This is a genomic window from Priestia sp. YIM B13551, from assembly GCF_042787905.1.
Classification (GTDB): Bacteria; Bacillota; Bacilli; order Bacillales; family Bacillaceae_H; genus Priestia.
In genome coordinates, this window is record NZ_JBHZOX010000002.1 from 170592 (window position 1) to 185508 (window position 14917).

20 protein-coding genes are annotated in these 14917 nt (G+C 38.2%); 7 read left to right on the top strand and 13 right to left on the bottom strand.

Going from position 1 to position 14917, the window contains the following annotated elements:
• Nucleotides 1-46 precede the first annotated feature (46 nt).
• The 4 genes from ACFX4N_RS09930 to ACFX4N_RS09945 all read right to left on the bottom strand — a co-directional run bounded on the left by ACFX4N_RS09930 (nt 47) and on the right by ACFX4N_RS09945 (nt 2233).
• Nucleotides 47-463: a YhfM domain-containing protein gene (locus ACFX4N_RS09930; RefSeq protein ID WP_013057766.1), complete on the bottom strand. Its 417-nt coding sequence runs from the start codon at nt 461-463 to the stop codon at nt 47-49.
• A 161-nt stretch (nt 464-624) separates the two neighbouring features.
• On the bottom strand, nt 625-789 hold the full coding sequence (locus tag ACFX4N_RS09935; RefSeq protein ID WP_013057767.1) for a hypothetical protein: 165 nt from the start codon (nt 787-789) through the stop codon (nt 625-627).
• A gap of 12 nt (nt 790-801) precedes the next feature.
• Nucleotides 802-1383 carry an ATP-dependent Clp endopeptidase proteolytic subunit ClpP gene (gene clpP / locus ACFX4N_RS09940; protein ID WP_013057768.1) on the bottom strand — a complete coding sequence of 194 codons (582 nt, stop codon included), beginning with the start codon at nt 1381-1383 and terminating at the stop codon, nt 802-804.
• Between the two features lie 427 nt (nt 1384-1810).
• Nucleotides 1811-2233 (bottom strand): MerR family transcriptional regulator, encoded by a 423-nt coding sequence (locus tag ACFX4N_RS09945; RefSeq protein ID WP_013057769.1) that lies wholly within the window; start codon nt 2231-2233, stop codon nt 1811-1813.
• 249 nt (nt 2234-2482) lie between these two features.
• Here ACFX4N_RS09945 and ACFX4N_RS09950 point away from each other — a divergent pair, with 249 nt between their 5' ends.
• Nucleotides 2483-2926: an HIT family protein gene (locus ACFX4N_RS09950; protein WP_328255210.1), complete on the top strand. Its 444-nt coding sequence runs from the start codon at nt 2483-2485 to the stop codon at nt 2924-2926.
• Between the two features lie 32 nt (nt 2927-2958).
• Here ACFX4N_RS09950 and aspA read toward each other — a convergent pair whose 3' ends face one another.
• Nucleotides 2959-4389 carry an aspartate ammonia-lyase gene (aspA, locus tag ACFX4N_RS09955; RefSeq protein ID WP_013057771.1) on the bottom strand — a complete coding sequence of 477 codons (1431 nt, stop codon included), beginning with the start codon at nt 4387-4389 and terminating at the stop codon, nt 2959-2961.
• 19 nt (nt 4390-4408) lie between these two features.
• Nucleotides 4409-5392 (bottom strand): asparaginase, encoded by a 984-nt coding sequence (locus ACFX4N_RS09960; protein ID WP_013057772.1) that lies wholly within the window; start codon nt 5390-5392, stop codon nt 4409-4411.
• 267 nt (nt 5393-5659) lie between these two features.
• On the opposite strand from ACFX4N_RS09960, the gene ACFX4N_RS09965 reads away from it, so the two are divergent.
• Nucleotides 5660-6016, top strand: a complete 357-nt coding sequence (locus ACFX4N_RS09965) for a helix-turn-helix domain-containing protein (RefSeq protein ID WP_192100296.1) — start codon at nt 5660-5662, stop codon at nt 6014-6016.
• Between the two features lie 23 nt (nt 6017-6039).
• On the opposite strand, the gene ACFX4N_RS09970 is transcribed toward ACFX4N_RS09965, so the two are convergent.
• The 3 genes from ACFX4N_RS09970 to ACFX4N_RS09980 all read right to left on the bottom strand — a co-directional run bounded on the left by ACFX4N_RS09970 (nt 6040) and on the right by ACFX4N_RS09980 (nt 8526).
• Nucleotides 6040-6432: a hypothetical protein gene (locus ACFX4N_RS09970; RefSeq protein ID WP_053487452.1), complete on the bottom strand. Its 393-nt coding sequence runs from the start codon at nt 6430-6432 to the stop codon at nt 6040-6042.
• A 146-nt stretch (nt 6433-6578) separates the two neighbouring features.
• A complete protein-coding gene (locus tag ACFX4N_RS09975) occupies nt 6579-6749 on the bottom strand; it encodes a hypothetical protein (protein WP_013057775.1) in 171 nt (56 codons plus the stop codon).
• Between the two features lie 286 nt (nt 6750-7035).
• The gene (locus tag ACFX4N_RS09980) at nt 7036-8526 is read right to left on the bottom strand and encodes an MFS transporter (protein WP_061859310.1); all 1491 of its coding nucleotides are present in this window, start codon (nt 8524-8526) and stop codon (nt 7036-7038) included.
• 294 nt (nt 8527-8820) lie between these two features.
• On the opposite strand from ACFX4N_RS09980, the gene ACFX4N_RS09985 reads away from it, so the two are divergent.
• The 5 genes from ACFX4N_RS09985 to ACFX4N_RS10005 all read left to right on the top strand — a co-directional run bounded on the left by ACFX4N_RS09985 (nt 8821) and on the right by ACFX4N_RS10005 (nt 12817).
• Nucleotides 8821-9135, top strand: coding sequence for an ArsR/SmtB family transcription factor (locus ACFX4N_RS09985; protein WP_013083854.1), 315 nt, complete (start codon nt 8821-8823; stop codon nt 9133-9135).
• Nucleotides 9136-9205: 70 nt separating this feature from the next.
• Nucleotides 9206-9634 (top strand): DMT family transporter, encoded by a 429-nt coding sequence (locus ACFX4N_RS09990; RefSeq protein WP_028409192.1) that lies wholly within the window; start codon nt 9206-9208, stop codon nt 9632-9634.
• A gap of 12 nt (nt 9635-9646) precedes the next feature.
• Nucleotides 9647-10099 carry a DMT family transporter gene (locus ACFX4N_RS09995; RefSeq protein WP_013057779.1) on the top strand — a complete coding sequence of 151 codons (453 nt, stop codon included), beginning with the start codon at nt 9647-9649 and terminating at the stop codon, nt 10097-10099.
• 242 nt (nt 10100-10341) lie between these two features.
• The gene (locus ACFX4N_RS10000; protein ID WP_014459377.1) at nt 10342-10797 is read left to right on the top strand and encodes a hypothetical protein; all 456 of its coding nucleotides are present in this window, start codon (nt 10342-10344) and stop codon (nt 10795-10797) included.
• A 397-nt stretch (nt 10798-11194) separates the two neighbouring features.
• Nucleotides 11195-12817 carry a glutamate/serine transporter AimA gene (locus ACFX4N_RS10005; RefSeq protein ID WP_013057781.1) on the top strand — a complete coding sequence of 541 codons (1623 nt, stop codon included), beginning with the start codon at nt 11195-11197 and terminating at the stop codon, nt 12815-12817.
• A 30-nt stretch (nt 12818-12847) separates the two neighbouring features.
• Here the strand turns inward: ACFX4N_RS10005 and ACFX4N_RS10010 are convergent, their stop codons facing one another.
• The 4 genes from ACFX4N_RS10010 to ACFX4N_RS10025 all read right to left on the bottom strand — a co-directional run bounded on the left by ACFX4N_RS10010 (nt 12848) and on the right by ACFX4N_RS10025 (nt 14871).
• Nucleotides 12848-13267, bottom strand: a complete 420-nt coding sequence (locus ACFX4N_RS10010) for an Rrf2 family transcriptional regulator (RefSeq protein WP_013057782.1) — start codon at nt 13265-13267, stop codon at nt 12848-12850.
• Between the two features lie 99 nt (nt 13268-13366).
• Nucleotides 13367-14011: a hypothetical protein gene (locus tag ACFX4N_RS10015; protein WP_057273506.1), complete on the bottom strand. Its 645-nt coding sequence runs from the start codon at nt 14009-14011 to the stop codon at nt 13367-13369.
• A gap of 192 nt (nt 14012-14203) precedes the next feature.
• The gene (locus tag ACFX4N_RS10020) at nt 14204-14569 is read right to left on the bottom strand and encodes a hypothetical protein (protein ID WP_013057784.1); all 366 of its coding nucleotides are present in this window, start codon (nt 14567-14569) and stop codon (nt 14204-14206) included.
• Entirely contained in the window at nt 14566-14871 is a 306-nt protein-coding gene (locus ACFX4N_RS10025; RefSeq protein WP_013057785.1) for an antibiotic biosynthesis monooxygenase family protein, read from the bottom strand. Before ACFX4N_RS10025 ends, ACFX4N_RS10020 begins: the two co-directional genes overlap by 4 nt.
• Nucleotides 14872-14917 lie beyond the last annotated feature (46 nt).

A 14917-nucleotide genomic window follows, 5' to 3' on the forward strand; every position in this document is an offset into this window, starting at 1 on the left:
CAAGTGCAGTTTTAGCTTTCATTGGACATTGTTTTATAGTTGCTTTCTATTTGGGCTCTACTAATTCAATAAATGATCTTGCTTGTTTGCCCTTTAACTGTGCGTAGTGTGTATCTGTAGCTAATTCAACGGTTTCGTTTCCTAAGTTGACCCACATCCGATAAGATTGTACCTTTATATCCTTTTTTGTTTCCACCGGTTCAAAGTGAAGAATGTAGTTAGGTTTTCGAATCATTTCAGCTTTTTCTTCTCTCCATGATACATCTTTTAACCACTGCTGCACTTTCTGTACTTGATTTTGATCTTTCATTTTAACCGCATGGCCATATTGATTATCGGCTATGTATTTTTCGATTACGAGCTTTTGTTCAACAGTACCGCTTGAAGCACTGCTTTGCTGACATCCTGTTATCACCCAACAAATAGCAATGAGAACAACTAATCCAGACCATACTTTTTTCATTTACATCTACCTTTCTTTGTGTAATTGAAATGAGATGTTCTTGCTGAATGATGCTACCAGCTGCTCGTTTTTAAATCTCTTTTTGCATTCTCCTTTCTTCATATAAATCCCTGCTTCATTTGCTCAAAAAAACTGAATCCCCGAAAGGATCCAGTTTTTCGTTACGATTCGACATCTTCTATGACATGAACAGCGCGAATAGCGGCGTTTATTTTTGCATGTTGAATTCGCTCTTTTGCTTCTTGTATAGTCATTGCTTCTACTTCTTGATAAAAAATCACGTTCGCCCATTCATATTCTACTGAATAACGATTTGTTTTTTCCACACGGTATCCTCCTTATTGATGAACTAAAATTTGATCAATCATGCCATATTCTTTTGCTTCATCCGCTGTAAAGAATGTATCTCGATCAGTGTCTTTTTTAATCGTTGACAGCGATTGCCCTGTTCGTTCAGACAGCAGTTCATTTAGGTGGTCTTTTAACCGCAAAATACGCTTCGCTCGAATCTCAATTTCAGCTGCTTGTCCTTTTGCTCCTCCTAGCGGCTGATGAATCATCACTTCGCTATTAGGAAGAGCAAAACGTTTCCCTTTTTGACCGCCCGCTAGTAAAAATGAACCCATAGATGCCGCTAGCCCTATACACAATGTGCTTACATCTGCACGTATAAGCTGCATCGTATCAAAAATAGCCATGCCCGCTGTAATAGATCCTCCCGGTGAATTAATATAAATGCTGATATCCTTTTCTGGGTTTTCTGCATCTAAAAATAAAAGCTGAGCAATAATGCTAGTAGCCACCTCATCCGTAACTTCACCTGTGAGCATAATCACTCGGTCGAGCAACAGCCTTGAATAAATATCATAGGCACGCTCTCCTTTGCTTGTTTGTTCTACTACATATGGAGTTAAGTTCATGTGACCGCCTCTTTCCACTGAATTAGTACGAGCAAATTTTTTCACTTTTGCACTGATTTCATGATTTAAAAATGAATCCCCTATCAACTCTTCATCCGTAAATTTAATCATTAGAGAATGCCTTTCTTGCTGTATATGCAAGATTTCATCGCGGTAAGTCACAGCAACTGCAATCTCTGCCTGTGGATATAAAACAGTCTCTTCCGTGTAGAGCTCTATTAATAGAGGTTCATCGTCGATATGTTTTACTTCGATTTGCCCCTGTTTGTTTTCCCGGTATCCATTTAAGTTTGTCGTTTTAAACAGACCTTCGGGCAGCTGAATATCAATCGTGATGTTTGTTACTTTTACTTGCGAACGTTCAAATGTAATACAAAGGTGGTTCATTCCTTCTTCTTTTTCCATCACTGATTTTGCCACAGCTAATTTAATCATGCGATGAATGATCCTTTAAAATTTGAGTAACAGACTCAATTACTTTTTGCCGTACGTCCGCTGATAAATTTCGATTCATAGCTACAAACACATCTTCATTGACTTGATGCATTTCTTGATTTTGAATTTGTTTGCTTTGGTAAAGAGGGAGCTGCGCACCGATGTTTTTTACTTCTTCATCACTCATGGAACACAGCGTTTTTTGAATGGAAGCTAGTGACTCACCTGCTTTTGATAATGTTAAAACGGCTCGAAAGTAGTGAACGTGCTGATCTGTATAGACACGCTTATTCCCTACTAGCACTAGCGGAGGAACAATTTCTATTTGCGTGTAATACCGTACCGTACGCAGGTTCAAGTCCGCACCTTCATTATTTAATAACTCCGTAATTTGCTTTCCTGTATATGTATTCAAACAATCCCCCCTTATTAGTTACAGTTAACTGTTACACTATCATTATACTGTAAAGATTTTATTTTTACAATTAAAACCATGGTAAATTTTAGATAAAACAACTAACCATATAAAAAGAACAAAACAAAGAGCCCAGGTCATATATCCGGGCTCTCTTTACTAAGCGAAAAAATACCTGTGTATATTTCAAACTATTCCTCCTGATACTTCTCGTGCTACACTTTAGTTATCTTAAAAAGGAGAGAACGTATGATGGTGAATCCACGTATAGATTGCTTAGGGTGTCGATTAGCAAATAACCAAGAGAAATCGCATGTGATATGTGAAGATTCGTTTGTGACGTGCCTATTAGATCACAAGCCATTTAACGAAGGACACGTCTTAATTCTTCCTAAAACACATATAGTGGAAATCGACGAATTTGATACTGAACACATACTGGCCGTGATGAATGCAGCGAAGCTAATGACAAAAGCAGTGAAGACGCTCTTTGTTCCAGACGGAGTTACTCTCTCTCAAAACGGCGGGATGTTTAACGAGTTAACTCACTTTCACATGCACATCGTTCCGAGATATAAAGAGGAGTGTTTCGGAGGTTTTTATACGCAAATTCCTCAATATACTGAAAAAGATGACGTCTTGGCTGCAACAGCTCAGAAAATGCGCCGCGTCATTCATCACATGTTTTCATAAAAAAAACGGCTTCCATAAGGAAGCCGTTTTTTTTATTGTCGATCAAACAATGAACTTCCTGCAATACCAGGGTTCGTCATTTCAAATGGATTTAAAATGAGATCTAATTCCTCTTCTGTTAACACATCGTATTGAAGGCAAAGCTCACGAATTGGTTTTCCTGTTAAAATCGCTTCACGCGCAATACGCGATACGACTTCATAGCCTAAGTGAGGGTTAACAGCTGTAATAATTCCTACGCTTTTTTCTACATATTCTTTCATGCGCGTTTCGTTTGCTTCAATTCCTGCTAAACAGTGATCTGTAAAGCTTCTGAAACCGTTGTTCATGATGCTGATTGATTGAAGCAAGTTAAATACAAGCACAGGTTCCATGACGTTAAGCTCCATCTGACCTGCTTCTGAAGCAAGAGAGATCGTCTGGTCATTTCCCATTACTTGAAACGCAATTTGATTGATTAATTCAGCCATAACCGGGTTTACTTTTCCTGGCATGATTGAAGAACCAGGCTGACGGGCTGGAAGGCTGATTTCTCCTAGACCTGCACGAGGTCCCGAGGCCATTAAACGCAGGTCATTTGCAATTTTAGACATATTCGTCATACAGATTTTAAGCGCTGCAGATACTTCTGTATAAGCATCTGTATTTTGAGTAGCGTCCACTAAATGCTCTGCATGCACAAGCGGCAGACCGCTGATATCGGCTAAGTGTTTGACTACATTTTCAATATAGCGAGGATCTGCATTTAAGCCTGTTCCAACAGCTGTCGCCCCCATATTTACTTCATGCAAGTGGTCACGCGTTGCGCTGATACGCTTAATGTCGCGCGCTAACACGCGGCTGTATGCTTCAAACTCTTGACCAAGACGAACGGGTACAGCATCTTGAAGGTGCGTACGGCCCATTTTAATTACATGATCAAATTCTTGCGCTTTTCGCTTGAACACATCATGCATATCATTCATTGTAACAAGAAGTTTATTTAATAAGTTCAGCGTTGAAATATGGATAGCCGTTGGAAATACATCATTTGTTGACTGAGACATATTCACATGGCTGTTAGGACTTAATTTACCATACTCCCCTTTATTATTTCCCATAATTTCAAGAGCACGGTTTGCAATAACTTCATTAGCATTCATATTCATCGACGTTCCTGCTCCACCTTGAATAGGGTCCACAATAAAGTATTCATGCCACTGACCTGCTAAGATTTCATCAGCTGCTTGCACAATCGCATTTCCAATACCCTCATACAAGCGCTTTGTATCCATATTTGCAAGCGCTGCCGCTTTTTTTACAATAGCAAGCGCTTTAATCATTTCTTCATGTACTTTATAACCCGTAATCGGGAAATTTTCTACGGCACGTGCGGTTTGTACACCGTAGTATACGTCTGCTGGGATTTGTTTTTCTCCTAGAAAATCAGCTTCTGTACGATATCCTGCTGTTTCTTGTTTCATAGCTGTACCTGCTTTCTTTTTAATTAATATCTTCTGCAATCGACGTTTCCATCATCTTTTTAACTTGGTGAGGGTCTTTCGTTTGTCCGAGCACCCACATTAATTTAGGAACAATGGCTTCTGTGTTCATGTTTTTTGAGCGCACGACGCTGTCATGATTAATCATTCGGCCTACTTCATAAATGCCCATGTCTTCTCCTTCTTCAAGACATTGAGTCGTAATGACAACGGATACACCGTGGTTTGTTAACTCAACAAGCTTGGCTAAAATGTTGCGAACTTGAAATGGAATACCTCCACTTCCATAGCTTTCAACAACAACGCCTTGATATACATCCTTTAATCCATCGAAAAATTCAGGTTTAATGCCGGGAAACAGTTTAACAACTGCTACATCCGTACAAAGAGATGTATTAACCGTCAACTCTTCTTTACTAGAGCGAACGGGTTTTGTATATTCCACCGTATTATCATGGATAGACGCCACGTATGGATAATTAATGCTTTCAAATGCATCATAGCTTTTTGTACGAAGCTTGATTGCTCTTGTGCCTTGAATCACACGACCGTCAAAGACTACATAGACTCCGCCTGTTTCTTCACAAGCAAAGCGAATCGCATCTGCAATATTGCGCTTCGCGTCCGTTTTACTAAATGAAATAGGAATTTGAGATCCTGTAATCGCAATTGGTTTTTTAGAATGCTGAAGCATGTAAGAAAGAGCTGCCGATGTGTAGGCCATTGTATCAGTTCCATGGGTGATAACAAAACCATCGTATTCATTATAATGCTCTTCGATCGCTTTTGCCATCTCTATCCAACATTCTGGCTGCATATTTGTACTATCAAGATTCATAAGAGATTTGCTGTCAATTTGACAGTGTTCATTTAAATCAGGTATGTAGCTTAGTAATTGATCTGGCTCCATTCCAGGAACAAGTCCATTTTCACCTTCAAGTGAAGCGACCGTTCCACCAGTTGATAACAATAATAGTTTTTTCAAAACCGACATCCCCTTTGCTTAATTTTTGTAAAAAAACCTGACAATCTATCAAATAAATTATATTCATTTCGCGTACTTCACCTGTAATTATAGTAACCAAAAATCAATAAATCAAGAGAAAAATTATTCGTTTCGCGTACACTTTTCTCTGCAGCAATGATATAATGAATAAAAATGTAAATTAGCTCACGGTTTGATTACAAAGATCTGCGCGCGAGCTGAATGCCTCGGTTTTTTACATACTACACCTACAAAGGAGCGTCATGAATGTTAAGCAGATTAGCTCAACTCAGGAAAGAAAAAAAATGGTCTCTTCAATATACAGCTGACCAGCTTGAAATTGCTAAAAGCACCTACGCAGGATACGAATCTGGCTATCGTCGTCCTTCTCTTGAAGCACTCGTTACAATCGCAGAACTATTTGATACATCAACAGACTACTTGCTAGGTAAGGAAAAGGAACCTCATTCTCTTTCAGCTGCACCCATTGAATTAACATCGCCTCAAACTCATACGATTACGGTTGACGGTGCGGAACTATCTCAAGAAGAAATTCAGCAGCTGACGGCTTTTATTCGTGCTAAAAGACAAATTGAAAAAGAAACTGCACCTTCTTCAATTTAAAGAAGATTAGAAGCAGGGTGCTTCTAATCTTCTAGCTGCATTTCTAAATAGCCTACTACTTCTTTTGTTATTTCCTCTTCTGTTTCTTCCACCAGCTCTCCGGTTATCTTGCTGCCTGGGAGCTTCCTCGAAGAACGGATGCCCCAAAACGTGCGTACACAGTGCCAGACAGGAATAAAAAGACCGTCTAAAAACTCATCTTTTTCCAAAATACCTACGTGAATAGTGGCGTGGTAACCGGGCTGAAAAGGATTTTCTCCTTCACGGATCACACCTACAGAAAGCTCCATCCCTTTTTTTTCAAAAGCTTCTTTATATTGTGCATATATTGATTTGAGAAGTTCTTGCATAGATCTTTCAACTGTATGTATATGTTGTTCTAACTGCGGCGTAAATTGTTTTGCGATGTATTCCATCTATCTCCCTCTTCTTTCAGTTCCCTATCCCTTATTTTAGCGATTTTCATTTTATTGTATCATAAGAAAAGCGTTTGTCTGTCTAGCAGAAAACCCCGCTTTTTTATAGAAAAGCGGGGTTCATACATACCTTTACTAGCAATAGCTTACATTGCTTTGTCTTGTTTAGAAGATGATTTTAATTTTTTATTTTTAGTTGGATCTGGCTCATTAGAAGACATGATAATGTTTCCTTCGCCGTTGCACACTTTGCACTTTATAAATCCAAATTTCTTACCGGCTCCTTGGCATTGTGGACAAACATATCGAATCGGCATAAACTGTACCTTCCTTCTTTCTAATTTATACCTGCGCCTTGAAAGCGCCTGTGGCTAGTTTATAGTTTTATTATAAGTTGTACAATCCACCCTATCAAGACGTGCCAAATTGCACATCTTTAATGGTAAGAAATCCTTCCTTTCTAAAATTCACCTGAAAAATGAGTCGATAGACAGGAGAATTTCTTTTCTTGTCAAAAGGCAATACGTCAGAGGAAGTTTCTTATTGGATATAATTAGCGAATGTTTGCGCAGAAAATTTTGCGCTTTTTCGCGAAGTTCAAGGTTAAACAACCGTTTTATCTCGAATTTCTTTTGAAATGGTTACGTCTTTCCAAAGCTGTTCGTATTTATAACCCGTTAAACTTTCACAAACCGCTTGCGCTTCAGGAGTAACGTCTTTCGCTCGGCCTCCCTTTTTTCTTCTTTGAATTTCAGCTAATAAGATTTTGTGATTTTCCGGACTTATTTTAAACCATATGGTTGCGATAATTCCAGCGAGAATCAAAATAGCAGGTACAATCATGAACAGCTTTTGTAAGCCGGCTAGCGTAGACGCTGACTGCTCGGCGTTTGGTACATAACCAATATTCTTTAAGGCAACACCAACAAGAAAAATCGCAAGCGCCTGAGAAGATTTTCGAATAAACGACATCAGCCCTGCATACACGCCCTCTCTTCTTTTTGTCGTAATCATTTCATCTACATCTGATACGAACGGCAGTACATTCCATGGAATCATAATCGCTCCAGAATGACCGCTTCCTAAGAAAAATGCTGCTAAATAAATAAGAACTAACGAGCTATCTGTTGTTAGGAAACTGAATAAAACAATGCCCGTTCCCCAGATGATCATGCTGAAGTTATAGGTTAATTTATTTCCTAACTTAATGGCTATGTACGTAACAAGAGGAATAAATAGCACTTGTGTAATTTGCACAAAGCTTAGGGTGTCTGCATAAATAGCTTCGCGCAGCATGTAATAGGCAATAAAATAAAAGAAAAGAGCATTAAATACATCCATTGCAATGTAAGATGCTAAGTACATGGCAAGATACACGTTAAACGACTTATTTTTAAATGCACTTCCAAAACTGATAAAAAGCTGCTTAAATTCTAACCAAAATCCGCTTTTCTTTTTTCGTTCCACTACTTCTCCGCTATCCCAAGTTCCTTTATAGACAAAAATCCATGGAAGAGCAAAAAGAAGACCAAAGATAATTCCCATGATTAAATACCCTTGTCCACCTGGAAATGCATCAATGATTCGTTTTGGAAAGAAAGCGCCTAAAAATGAAGCGCCTTGTGAAAAGACCATGCGTATTCCCGTCATTTTCGAACGAATACTATAATCTGTAGTCATTTCTGCTGCTAGCGTGTTGTAAGGGACCATCACCATACCAAACGCCGTGTTAAACAAAAGATAGGCTAAGATAAAATAGGTGTATTTGAACATATGCGAACCTTCAATAGGAATCCAAAGCATGCTGAACGTGATGGCAACTGGAATGATTCCAAAAAGAAAAAAGACTCTTCTTCGTCCTTTTTTTGTCTGAAGATGATCAGATATGTACCCAATGGTTGGATCTAACAAAGCATCCCACACTTTTCCAAGAGCTACAATCGTTCCTGCTTCTACAGGAGAAAGCCCGACTACATCTGTTAAAAAAACCATAAATAATGTGCCGATAATAAAAAAGGATCCTCCGCCAAACAAATCCCCAAATCCATACGCTACCATATTACGAAAGCGCACTTGTTTTGTTTTCCCTTGCATATGCAGCCCTCCCCCTGAGTAAATAGACTAGCTTCTTTTGTTATTCACTTTTTTCTATTTTACTAAACTACCCCTTGAAAAATAAGGAATATGTCATCTGTTCTACTCAAAAAATAAGGTGCTTTTTAATTATATAAGTAGAAAAACAGCCGAATAAAACGTTCTTCTTTATACTCTTTTATAAGTTGACTTTTTGTTCACAGCTGTTATAATTCAACCCATCGCTTTTTATTTAGCTATAAAATGCAAACTTGAACATTTGACATCTGAGCTGTGACGAATAAAATAATAAGTATGAAACCTATTGATATCTTTAAAGCATTATCTAATGAAACTCGATTAAATATATTGGAGTGGTTAAAAGAACCTGAAAAGCATTTTAAAGACAAACAAGCACATTTGCCTAAGGAGGTCAGCAGCAGAGGCGGTGTTTGCGTGGGAGATATTCAGGAAAAAGCTCAGCTGTCTCAGTCCACAGTGTCCAGTTATCTTTCCATGATGCAAAAAGCAGGTTTGTTAGAGTCAATTCGGCACGGTCAATGGACATACTATCGCCGAAATGAAGAAACGCTTCAAGAGCTTTCTTCATTCTTACGAAAAAAACTTTAACGAGTTTTTTTCACTCATTATATCTATTTTTCTAGATATACAAATATAAAGAAGTGTTGGAGTGATAAACGTGAAGTTGTTGGTTTATTTGGTTGCGGTTCTAGGCGGCGCTGCTTTAAGTATGGAAGGCGCTATTGCCGGAGAACTCGGAAAAACAGTGGGAAAACTTGAAAGCAGTTATTATATTTTTATTATGGGAACGCTCATTTTAGGTCTGACCACTTTATTTGCTGGAAAGGGAGATTTACCTTACGTCTTAAAAGCGCCTAAGTGGAATTTAACCGGCGGTTTATTAGGTACGGTTTATTTAACAATTCTAGTGATTAGTATCCCCTTTATCGGAATTGGCGTTTCAATGGTTGCTGTTATTGTGGGCCAAATGATTACAAGCATGATCATTGAGCATTTTGGTTGGCTTGGCAGCAGCAAAATTAAAATTAACAAAGAACGCGTAATGGCTATTGTATGTATGGGAATTGCGCTTGTGCTTATTTTCTAGGAGGGTTTTACGATGAGTTTATTGATGGTGATACTTACCTTAATAGGAGGATTAACGCTAAGCGCTCAGTCTTCTATTAACGGTACACTAAGTAAAAAAACAGGTACGTTTGAAACAGCTTTTTTAACCTTTGCGACAGGTGCCATGATTTTAACGATTGTCGTTGTATTCTTTGGTCAAGGAAACATTCTCTCTGTTTTTGATGTCCCTAAATGGCAGCTTACCTGCGCTTTATTCGGAGCATCTTATTTATTTTTAACTGTTTTAGCTGTACCTAAAATTGGTGTAACAGCAGCTAATATCTCAACTGTTATCGGTCAGTTATTTGCAAGTATGATTATTGACCATTTTGGCTGGTTTGGAAGCAAGGAAGTACCCTTTGATCTATCCCGTTGGATTGGTGTAGCATTTATGCTATTAGCTCTTTATTTTATTTTTAAAGGCAATAAGAAAACAGCAGCATAAAATGTTCATGAAAATAGCTAAGTGTCCTTATGTAAAGGCACACTTGGCTATTTTTTGTACGTAAACCACATTTGAATTTTCAATCAATTATTTAGAACATATTTTATTTAAACTAAATTGATTTTAAATAAGGTAAATTCCACAAAAAAAAATTGTGCATACCTTCCTGCCTTTGTTCAAAAGATAAAGAGGCAGATCTAGAAAATCAGCTACATAAACGAACAGGTAAGGTGGGTTTTTTCGTGGGAAAATTTTTATTTTTAGCAGCATTTGTCTTTTTTTGTTTTACGCTTTCCATTTCCGCAGAAGAAAATATACCAGAAGAAAATATAGAATCACACGTAAGTCAGCCTGTTGTAAAAGATTTTATTTATCAATCTCTTGAACCTTGGGTACATCAAGATATTACTTCTCATTATGAGAAGGTTTACGGTAAACAGCATAAAAAAGTAAAAGTTCGCCCGATTAAAAAAGATGATATCGGGATACAAATGGGTGAAATACAGCCCGGCAAAGGCGGTAAGTTCACTCATATTGTGCGGGTGAAAATCTTGAACTTAAAAGTAAAACCCGAGGGAGAAGATGAATTTTTTGCAACGGATACGCTTATTTATAAAGTGAATATCAACGAACTTTCTGCTGAAAATGATGTAGAAAACGTCGTAAAACTACTCGAGTATAAACATCAAGAAAGATAAAATTCCAACTCTCCCCCCTTTTGAAGGTATTTATTCCTCTATTCAAAGGGGGCTTTATTATGGAGTATGTTTTTTCTTCACATATTTAGGGAATATAACTACCACTTATCCCCTAATTTTTTTATATTGCTAGTGCATAAGGTACGAAGTTGATAACTTTTTGTCGGATTGTATCTATTTCTGTAGGGTTTCCTGTAGGATAAAAAAGAAAGAAAGTAAAGCGCTTTAATTACCTTGACAGAAAGGTTGAGGATAGCTGTCCTACATAAATGGAAATCAATAGGTATCAAGAACTGCATGTAACGACAAAAGTTGACAACCAAAGATTTCAGAATAATAATAATAAAGCAACAACGTTTAATTGAAAGACTTATTTTATATGAAAGGTGTTAGTCAGATGAACAATTTACATCGAAGAATGGGAACATTCGCGTTAACCATGACGGGACTTGGATCAATTATTGGTTCCGGCTGGTTATTTGGAGCGTGGCGAGCAGCTCAAATTGCAGGTCCGGCTGCTATTTTATCATGGGTCATTGGAATGGTCGTTATTTTATTTATTGCACTTTCTTACAGTGAATTAGGATCCATGTTTCCCGAAGCTGGCGGGATGGTCAAGTATACGCAGTACTCGCACGGTTCGTTTATTGGTTTTATTGCTGCTTGGGCAAACTGGATTGCGATTGTATCCGTTATTCCAGTCGAAGCAGTAGCTTCTGTACAATATATGAGCTCATGGCCTTGGAAGTGGGCACAGTGGACAAGCCACCTCGTAGAAAAAGGAACGTTAACTGGCGAAGGATTAGCTATCGCTACTGTGCTATTGATTATTTACTTTTTACTGAATTATTGGACAGTTGGACTATTTTCCAAGGCCAACTCGTTAATCACTATTTTTAAAATTGTTATACCGGGACTTACAATTGGAGCACTTTTATTTGTAGGCTTTCACGGAGAGAACTTCACTTCTGGAAGCAGCATCGCACCAAACGGCTGGGCTAGTGTGCTAACAGCTGTTGCTACGTCTGGAATTGTGTTCGCTTTTAACGGCTTTCAAAGCCCCATTAATATGGCTGGAGAAGCAAAGAATCCTGGAAGAGCTATTCCGATTGCGGTTGTAGGCTCAATTTTAGTGGCTACAGTCATTTATTTGCTTCTTCAAATTGCTTTTATCGGTGCGGTAAACCCTTCTGATATTGCGAAGGGATGGAGTCATTTAAATTTCAACTCTCCATTTGCAGATTTAGCCATTGCGCTTAACATCAACTGGCTTGTAATTGTCCTGTATGCAGATGCGTTTGTTTCACCATCTGGAACAGGTATTACGTATACAGCTACTACTGCTCGAATGATTTATGGTATGGAACAAAATAAATATTTGCCAAGTGTTCTAGGACGCCTTCATCCTATTTATGGTGTTCCGCGTCAAGCCATGTTTTTTAACTTAGCTGTTTCTCTTGTCTTTTTGTTTTTATTTCGGGGCTGGGGCGTGCTTGCTGAAATTATTTCAGTCGCTACGCTTATTTCTTACATTACAGGTCCTGTTACGGTTATGACGCTAAGACGAACTGGAAGCGATTTATATCGTCCCCTTCGTTTAAAAGGATTAAGCATTATTGCGCCGCTCGGCTTTATTTTTGCTTCATTAACGCTATATTGGGCGCGCTGGCCGCTAACTGGACAAGTTTTGTTTATTATTTTAATCGGCCTGCCTATTTATTTTTATTATCAAGCAAAGGCTAAATGGAAAGGCTTTCGGCAGAACTTCAAAGGCGGCGTATGGATGGTTGTATACTTACTTTGTATGATGACTATTTCATGGCTTGGAAGCGAAAAGTTTGGGGGCCTTAATGTCATTAAATATGGATGGGATATGGGAATTATTGTTGTTGTTTCTCTTCTCTTCTACACATGGGCTTTAAAAAGCGGCTTCAAAACAGAGTATTTAGAGAATGGAAGAAAAGTAAATGACGGCTTAAAAGCAGCAGCGGCTGAAACAGCCGCTTCCGAAGAGTCATAACAAAAGCACCTTGCATGAGCAAGGTGCTTTTTAATGAGCAGTTCTAACTTTTTTCAGCACGTCTTCGATCGTAATTTGATCTAAATGCCTGATTACGCTTTGCTCACTCTCTGTAAAAATGTCGTCCATCACTGTTTGAATGTTTGATTTCACAATACAGTCAGCGTCAGGGTCGCCGCTGCACCAGTGAGGCTTCAGCGTTCCTGTCGATATAACTCGGTAAATCAATCCAAGACTTATTTCAGCAGGACTGCAGCCTAAAGTATAACCGCCGCCTAGCCCTTCTTTTGTCCGAACCAAGTTGTTTTTTCTGAGTGTACTCATTATTTTCCGAACCCGTGCAGGATTGGTACAGATGTTATAAGCAATCGATTCACTGCTTGCTCGGTGATCTGGTAAATTTGCTAGGAACACTAAGCTGTGCACGGCAATGGTAAATTCACTGTTCATCTTCCATAAACCACCTTTTTTCTTTCTCTACTGTAACGTTAAGTGACACAGTTGGAAAAGTCAAGAGAGCAAGGAGGGAAAGAAGAACTGTAGCTTTATTTATTCACGGTCTTCTTTTTCTATACTTTCTACTTCATTAGCTGAGTTGATTTCAAGGTATACCGTCTTTTCTTTTAAACTGCCCTTTTCTTCTTTTTCAAAGTCTGTGCTTTTTTGATACGTTTTTTTGCCGTTTGGAACTTTTACCGTTATATGTTTGTTACTTTCTTCTATAAAAACACCTACAATTTTACGTTCGTCTCCATCTTGTTCATACACGCCATTTTTATCTGCTTTTGCTTTTGGAGTTAATTCAATACTAGTTGCTTCTTGTTTAGCTGCGTCAATTTCAGCTTCTACTTCTTTATTAATCATATCTTTTAGCTGTGAGCCTTCCACTTCCATCCCAGAGCTTTTTGGTACTTTAACGAGTTGATCATCGATATTCAGCGTCATTTCTTTTTCAGCGTCTTTTTTTAACGTACCGATCAAGTCAAAATCTTCATCTTTCCCCTTTTTAATGTCTGGGTCGCTCGAATACTGCTGTAGCTTTGTCAATTCTTGACGGTCTTCAATTGGTTTTTCCTCTGCTGTATGATTATCAGATTTTGTCTTGTTAGCTGGTTCACCTGAACAAGCTGCCGCACTTCCAATCATACATAGAGTAATTAAGAACAGGATTCCTTTTGTTAGCTGTTTTTGCATATGTATTCTCCTTTTTCTTTTTTATTTCCACCTTTATACATATGTAAAACAAAAAAAGTGAGACATAACTACATACAGGAAACCTACGTTCACCCTACCCATGAAAAAATCCGAACAGATTGAATTCTCTAACAAGAATCAAACCCGTTCGGATTTCCCTTCAACTAAAACACTTTTGTCCTAGCCTCTTTTTTAAAGCTGCTGTTGCTTCAGTATATGATTTGCTTCTTCTAAGTAAGTCACATACGCCTGTACTTGTTTATCACCGTAATTATCTAATTCAAACAGCGCTTCTTGTATAAAATTAAAATTATCAATAATATGCTGTGTTTTCATGCCTCTACTTGTGAGTAAATTGTTTAACCATAAGGCATAGTCCGTAAAAATTTTCAGGTTGTCTAACTTATATGTTGTCTCAAGATACTTCATATGATAATGATTATCTTCATGGCATCTTTCTTTACCGCGCTCTCCGAATTTTTCGAGCAAAGAAGGTTCTAACTCGTAGATTTTCTCCGTTACTCTTTCGACGATCTTATTAACGGGAAGTGAACTCATCGTGCCACCACTTTGTACTGAGAAACTTTTGGGATGACGGCTGCCAGTTCTTGATCAGGGTACTTTTTCTCTAAATCATGAATACGCTTGAAATCTTCGCTTCGTACCCAGCTTAAATAATTCTCTTTCGTATCAAATGTAAGCTGAACGGTGAGCTCCCCTGCTCGCTTATCGTTTTGAAGAAGTAGAAAGTCTACAAATCCTGGAGCCTCGTCGACTGATTTTGAACGATTTTTATAAATTCCAATCACTTCTTCAGCTTTTTCATCCGGTACATTAAATGTTGAAAATACGGTGTACATCTTTGTTCCTCCCTTTATGATACAAAACCTGGGTTCTTTTCTCTTT

Bases quoted from the DNA above. Each gene is read 5' to 3' on its own strand.
- clpP (WP_013057768.1), bottom strand. From the start codon at position 1,383: ATGAACTTAACTCCATATGTAGTAGAACAAACAAGCAAAGGAGAGCGT.
- ACFX4N_RS09970 (WP_053487452.1), bottom strand. From the start codon at position 6,432: ATGGAATACATCGCAAAACAATTTACGCCGCAGTTAGAACAACATATA.
- ACFX4N_RS10025 (WP_013057785.1), bottom strand. From the start codon at position 14,871: ATGTACACCGTATTTTCAACATTTAATGTACCGGATGAAAAAGCTGAA.
- ACFX4N_RS09930 (WP_013057766.1), bottom strand. From the start codon at position 463: ATGAAAAAAGTATGGTCTGGATTAGTTGTTCTCATTGCTATTTGTTGG.
- ACFX4N_RS10010 (WP_013057782.1), bottom strand. From the start codon at position 13,267: ATGAACAGTGAATTTACCATTGCCGTGCACAGCTTAGTGTTCCTAGCA.
- ACFX4N_RS10015 (WP_057273506.1), bottom strand. From the start codon at position 14,011: ATGCAAAAACAGCTAACAAAAGGAATCCTGTTCTTAATTACTCTATGT.
- ACFX4N_RS09965 (WP_192100296.1), top strand. From the start codon at position 5,660: ATGTTAAGCAGATTAGCTCAACTCAGGAAAGAAAAAAAATGGTCTCTT.
- aspA (WP_013057771.1), bottom strand. From the start codon at position 4,389: ATGAAACAAGAAACAGCAGGATATCGTACAGAAGCTGATTTTCTAGGA.
- ACFX4N_RS09975 (WP_013057775.1), bottom strand. From the start codon at position 6,749: ATGCCGATTCGATATGTTTGTCCACAATGCCAAGGAGCCGGTAAGAAA.
- ACFX4N_RS10020 (WP_013057784.1), bottom strand. From the start codon at position 14,569: ATGAGTTCACTTCCCGTTAATAAGATCGTCGAAAGAGTAACGGAGAAA.
- ACFX4N_RS09980 (WP_061859310.1), bottom strand. From the start codon at position 8,526: ATGCAAGGGAAAACAAAACAAGTGCGCTTTCGTAATATGGTAGCGTAT.
- ACFX4N_RS10005 (WP_013057781.1), top strand. From the start codon at position 11,195: ATGAACAATTTACATCGAAGAATGGGAACATTCGCGTTAACCATGACG.
- ACFX4N_RS09950 (WP_328255210.1), top strand. From the start codon at position 2,483: ATGATGGTGAATCCACGTATAGATTGCTTAGGGTGTCGATTAGCAAAT.
- ACFX4N_RS09985 (WP_013083854.1), top strand. From the start codon at position 8,821: ATGAAACCTATTGATATCTTTAAAGCATTATCTAATGAAACTCGATTA.
- ACFX4N_RS09995 (WP_013057779.1), top strand. From the start codon at position 9,647: ATGAGTTTATTGATGGTGATACTTACCTTAATAGGAGGATTAACGCTA.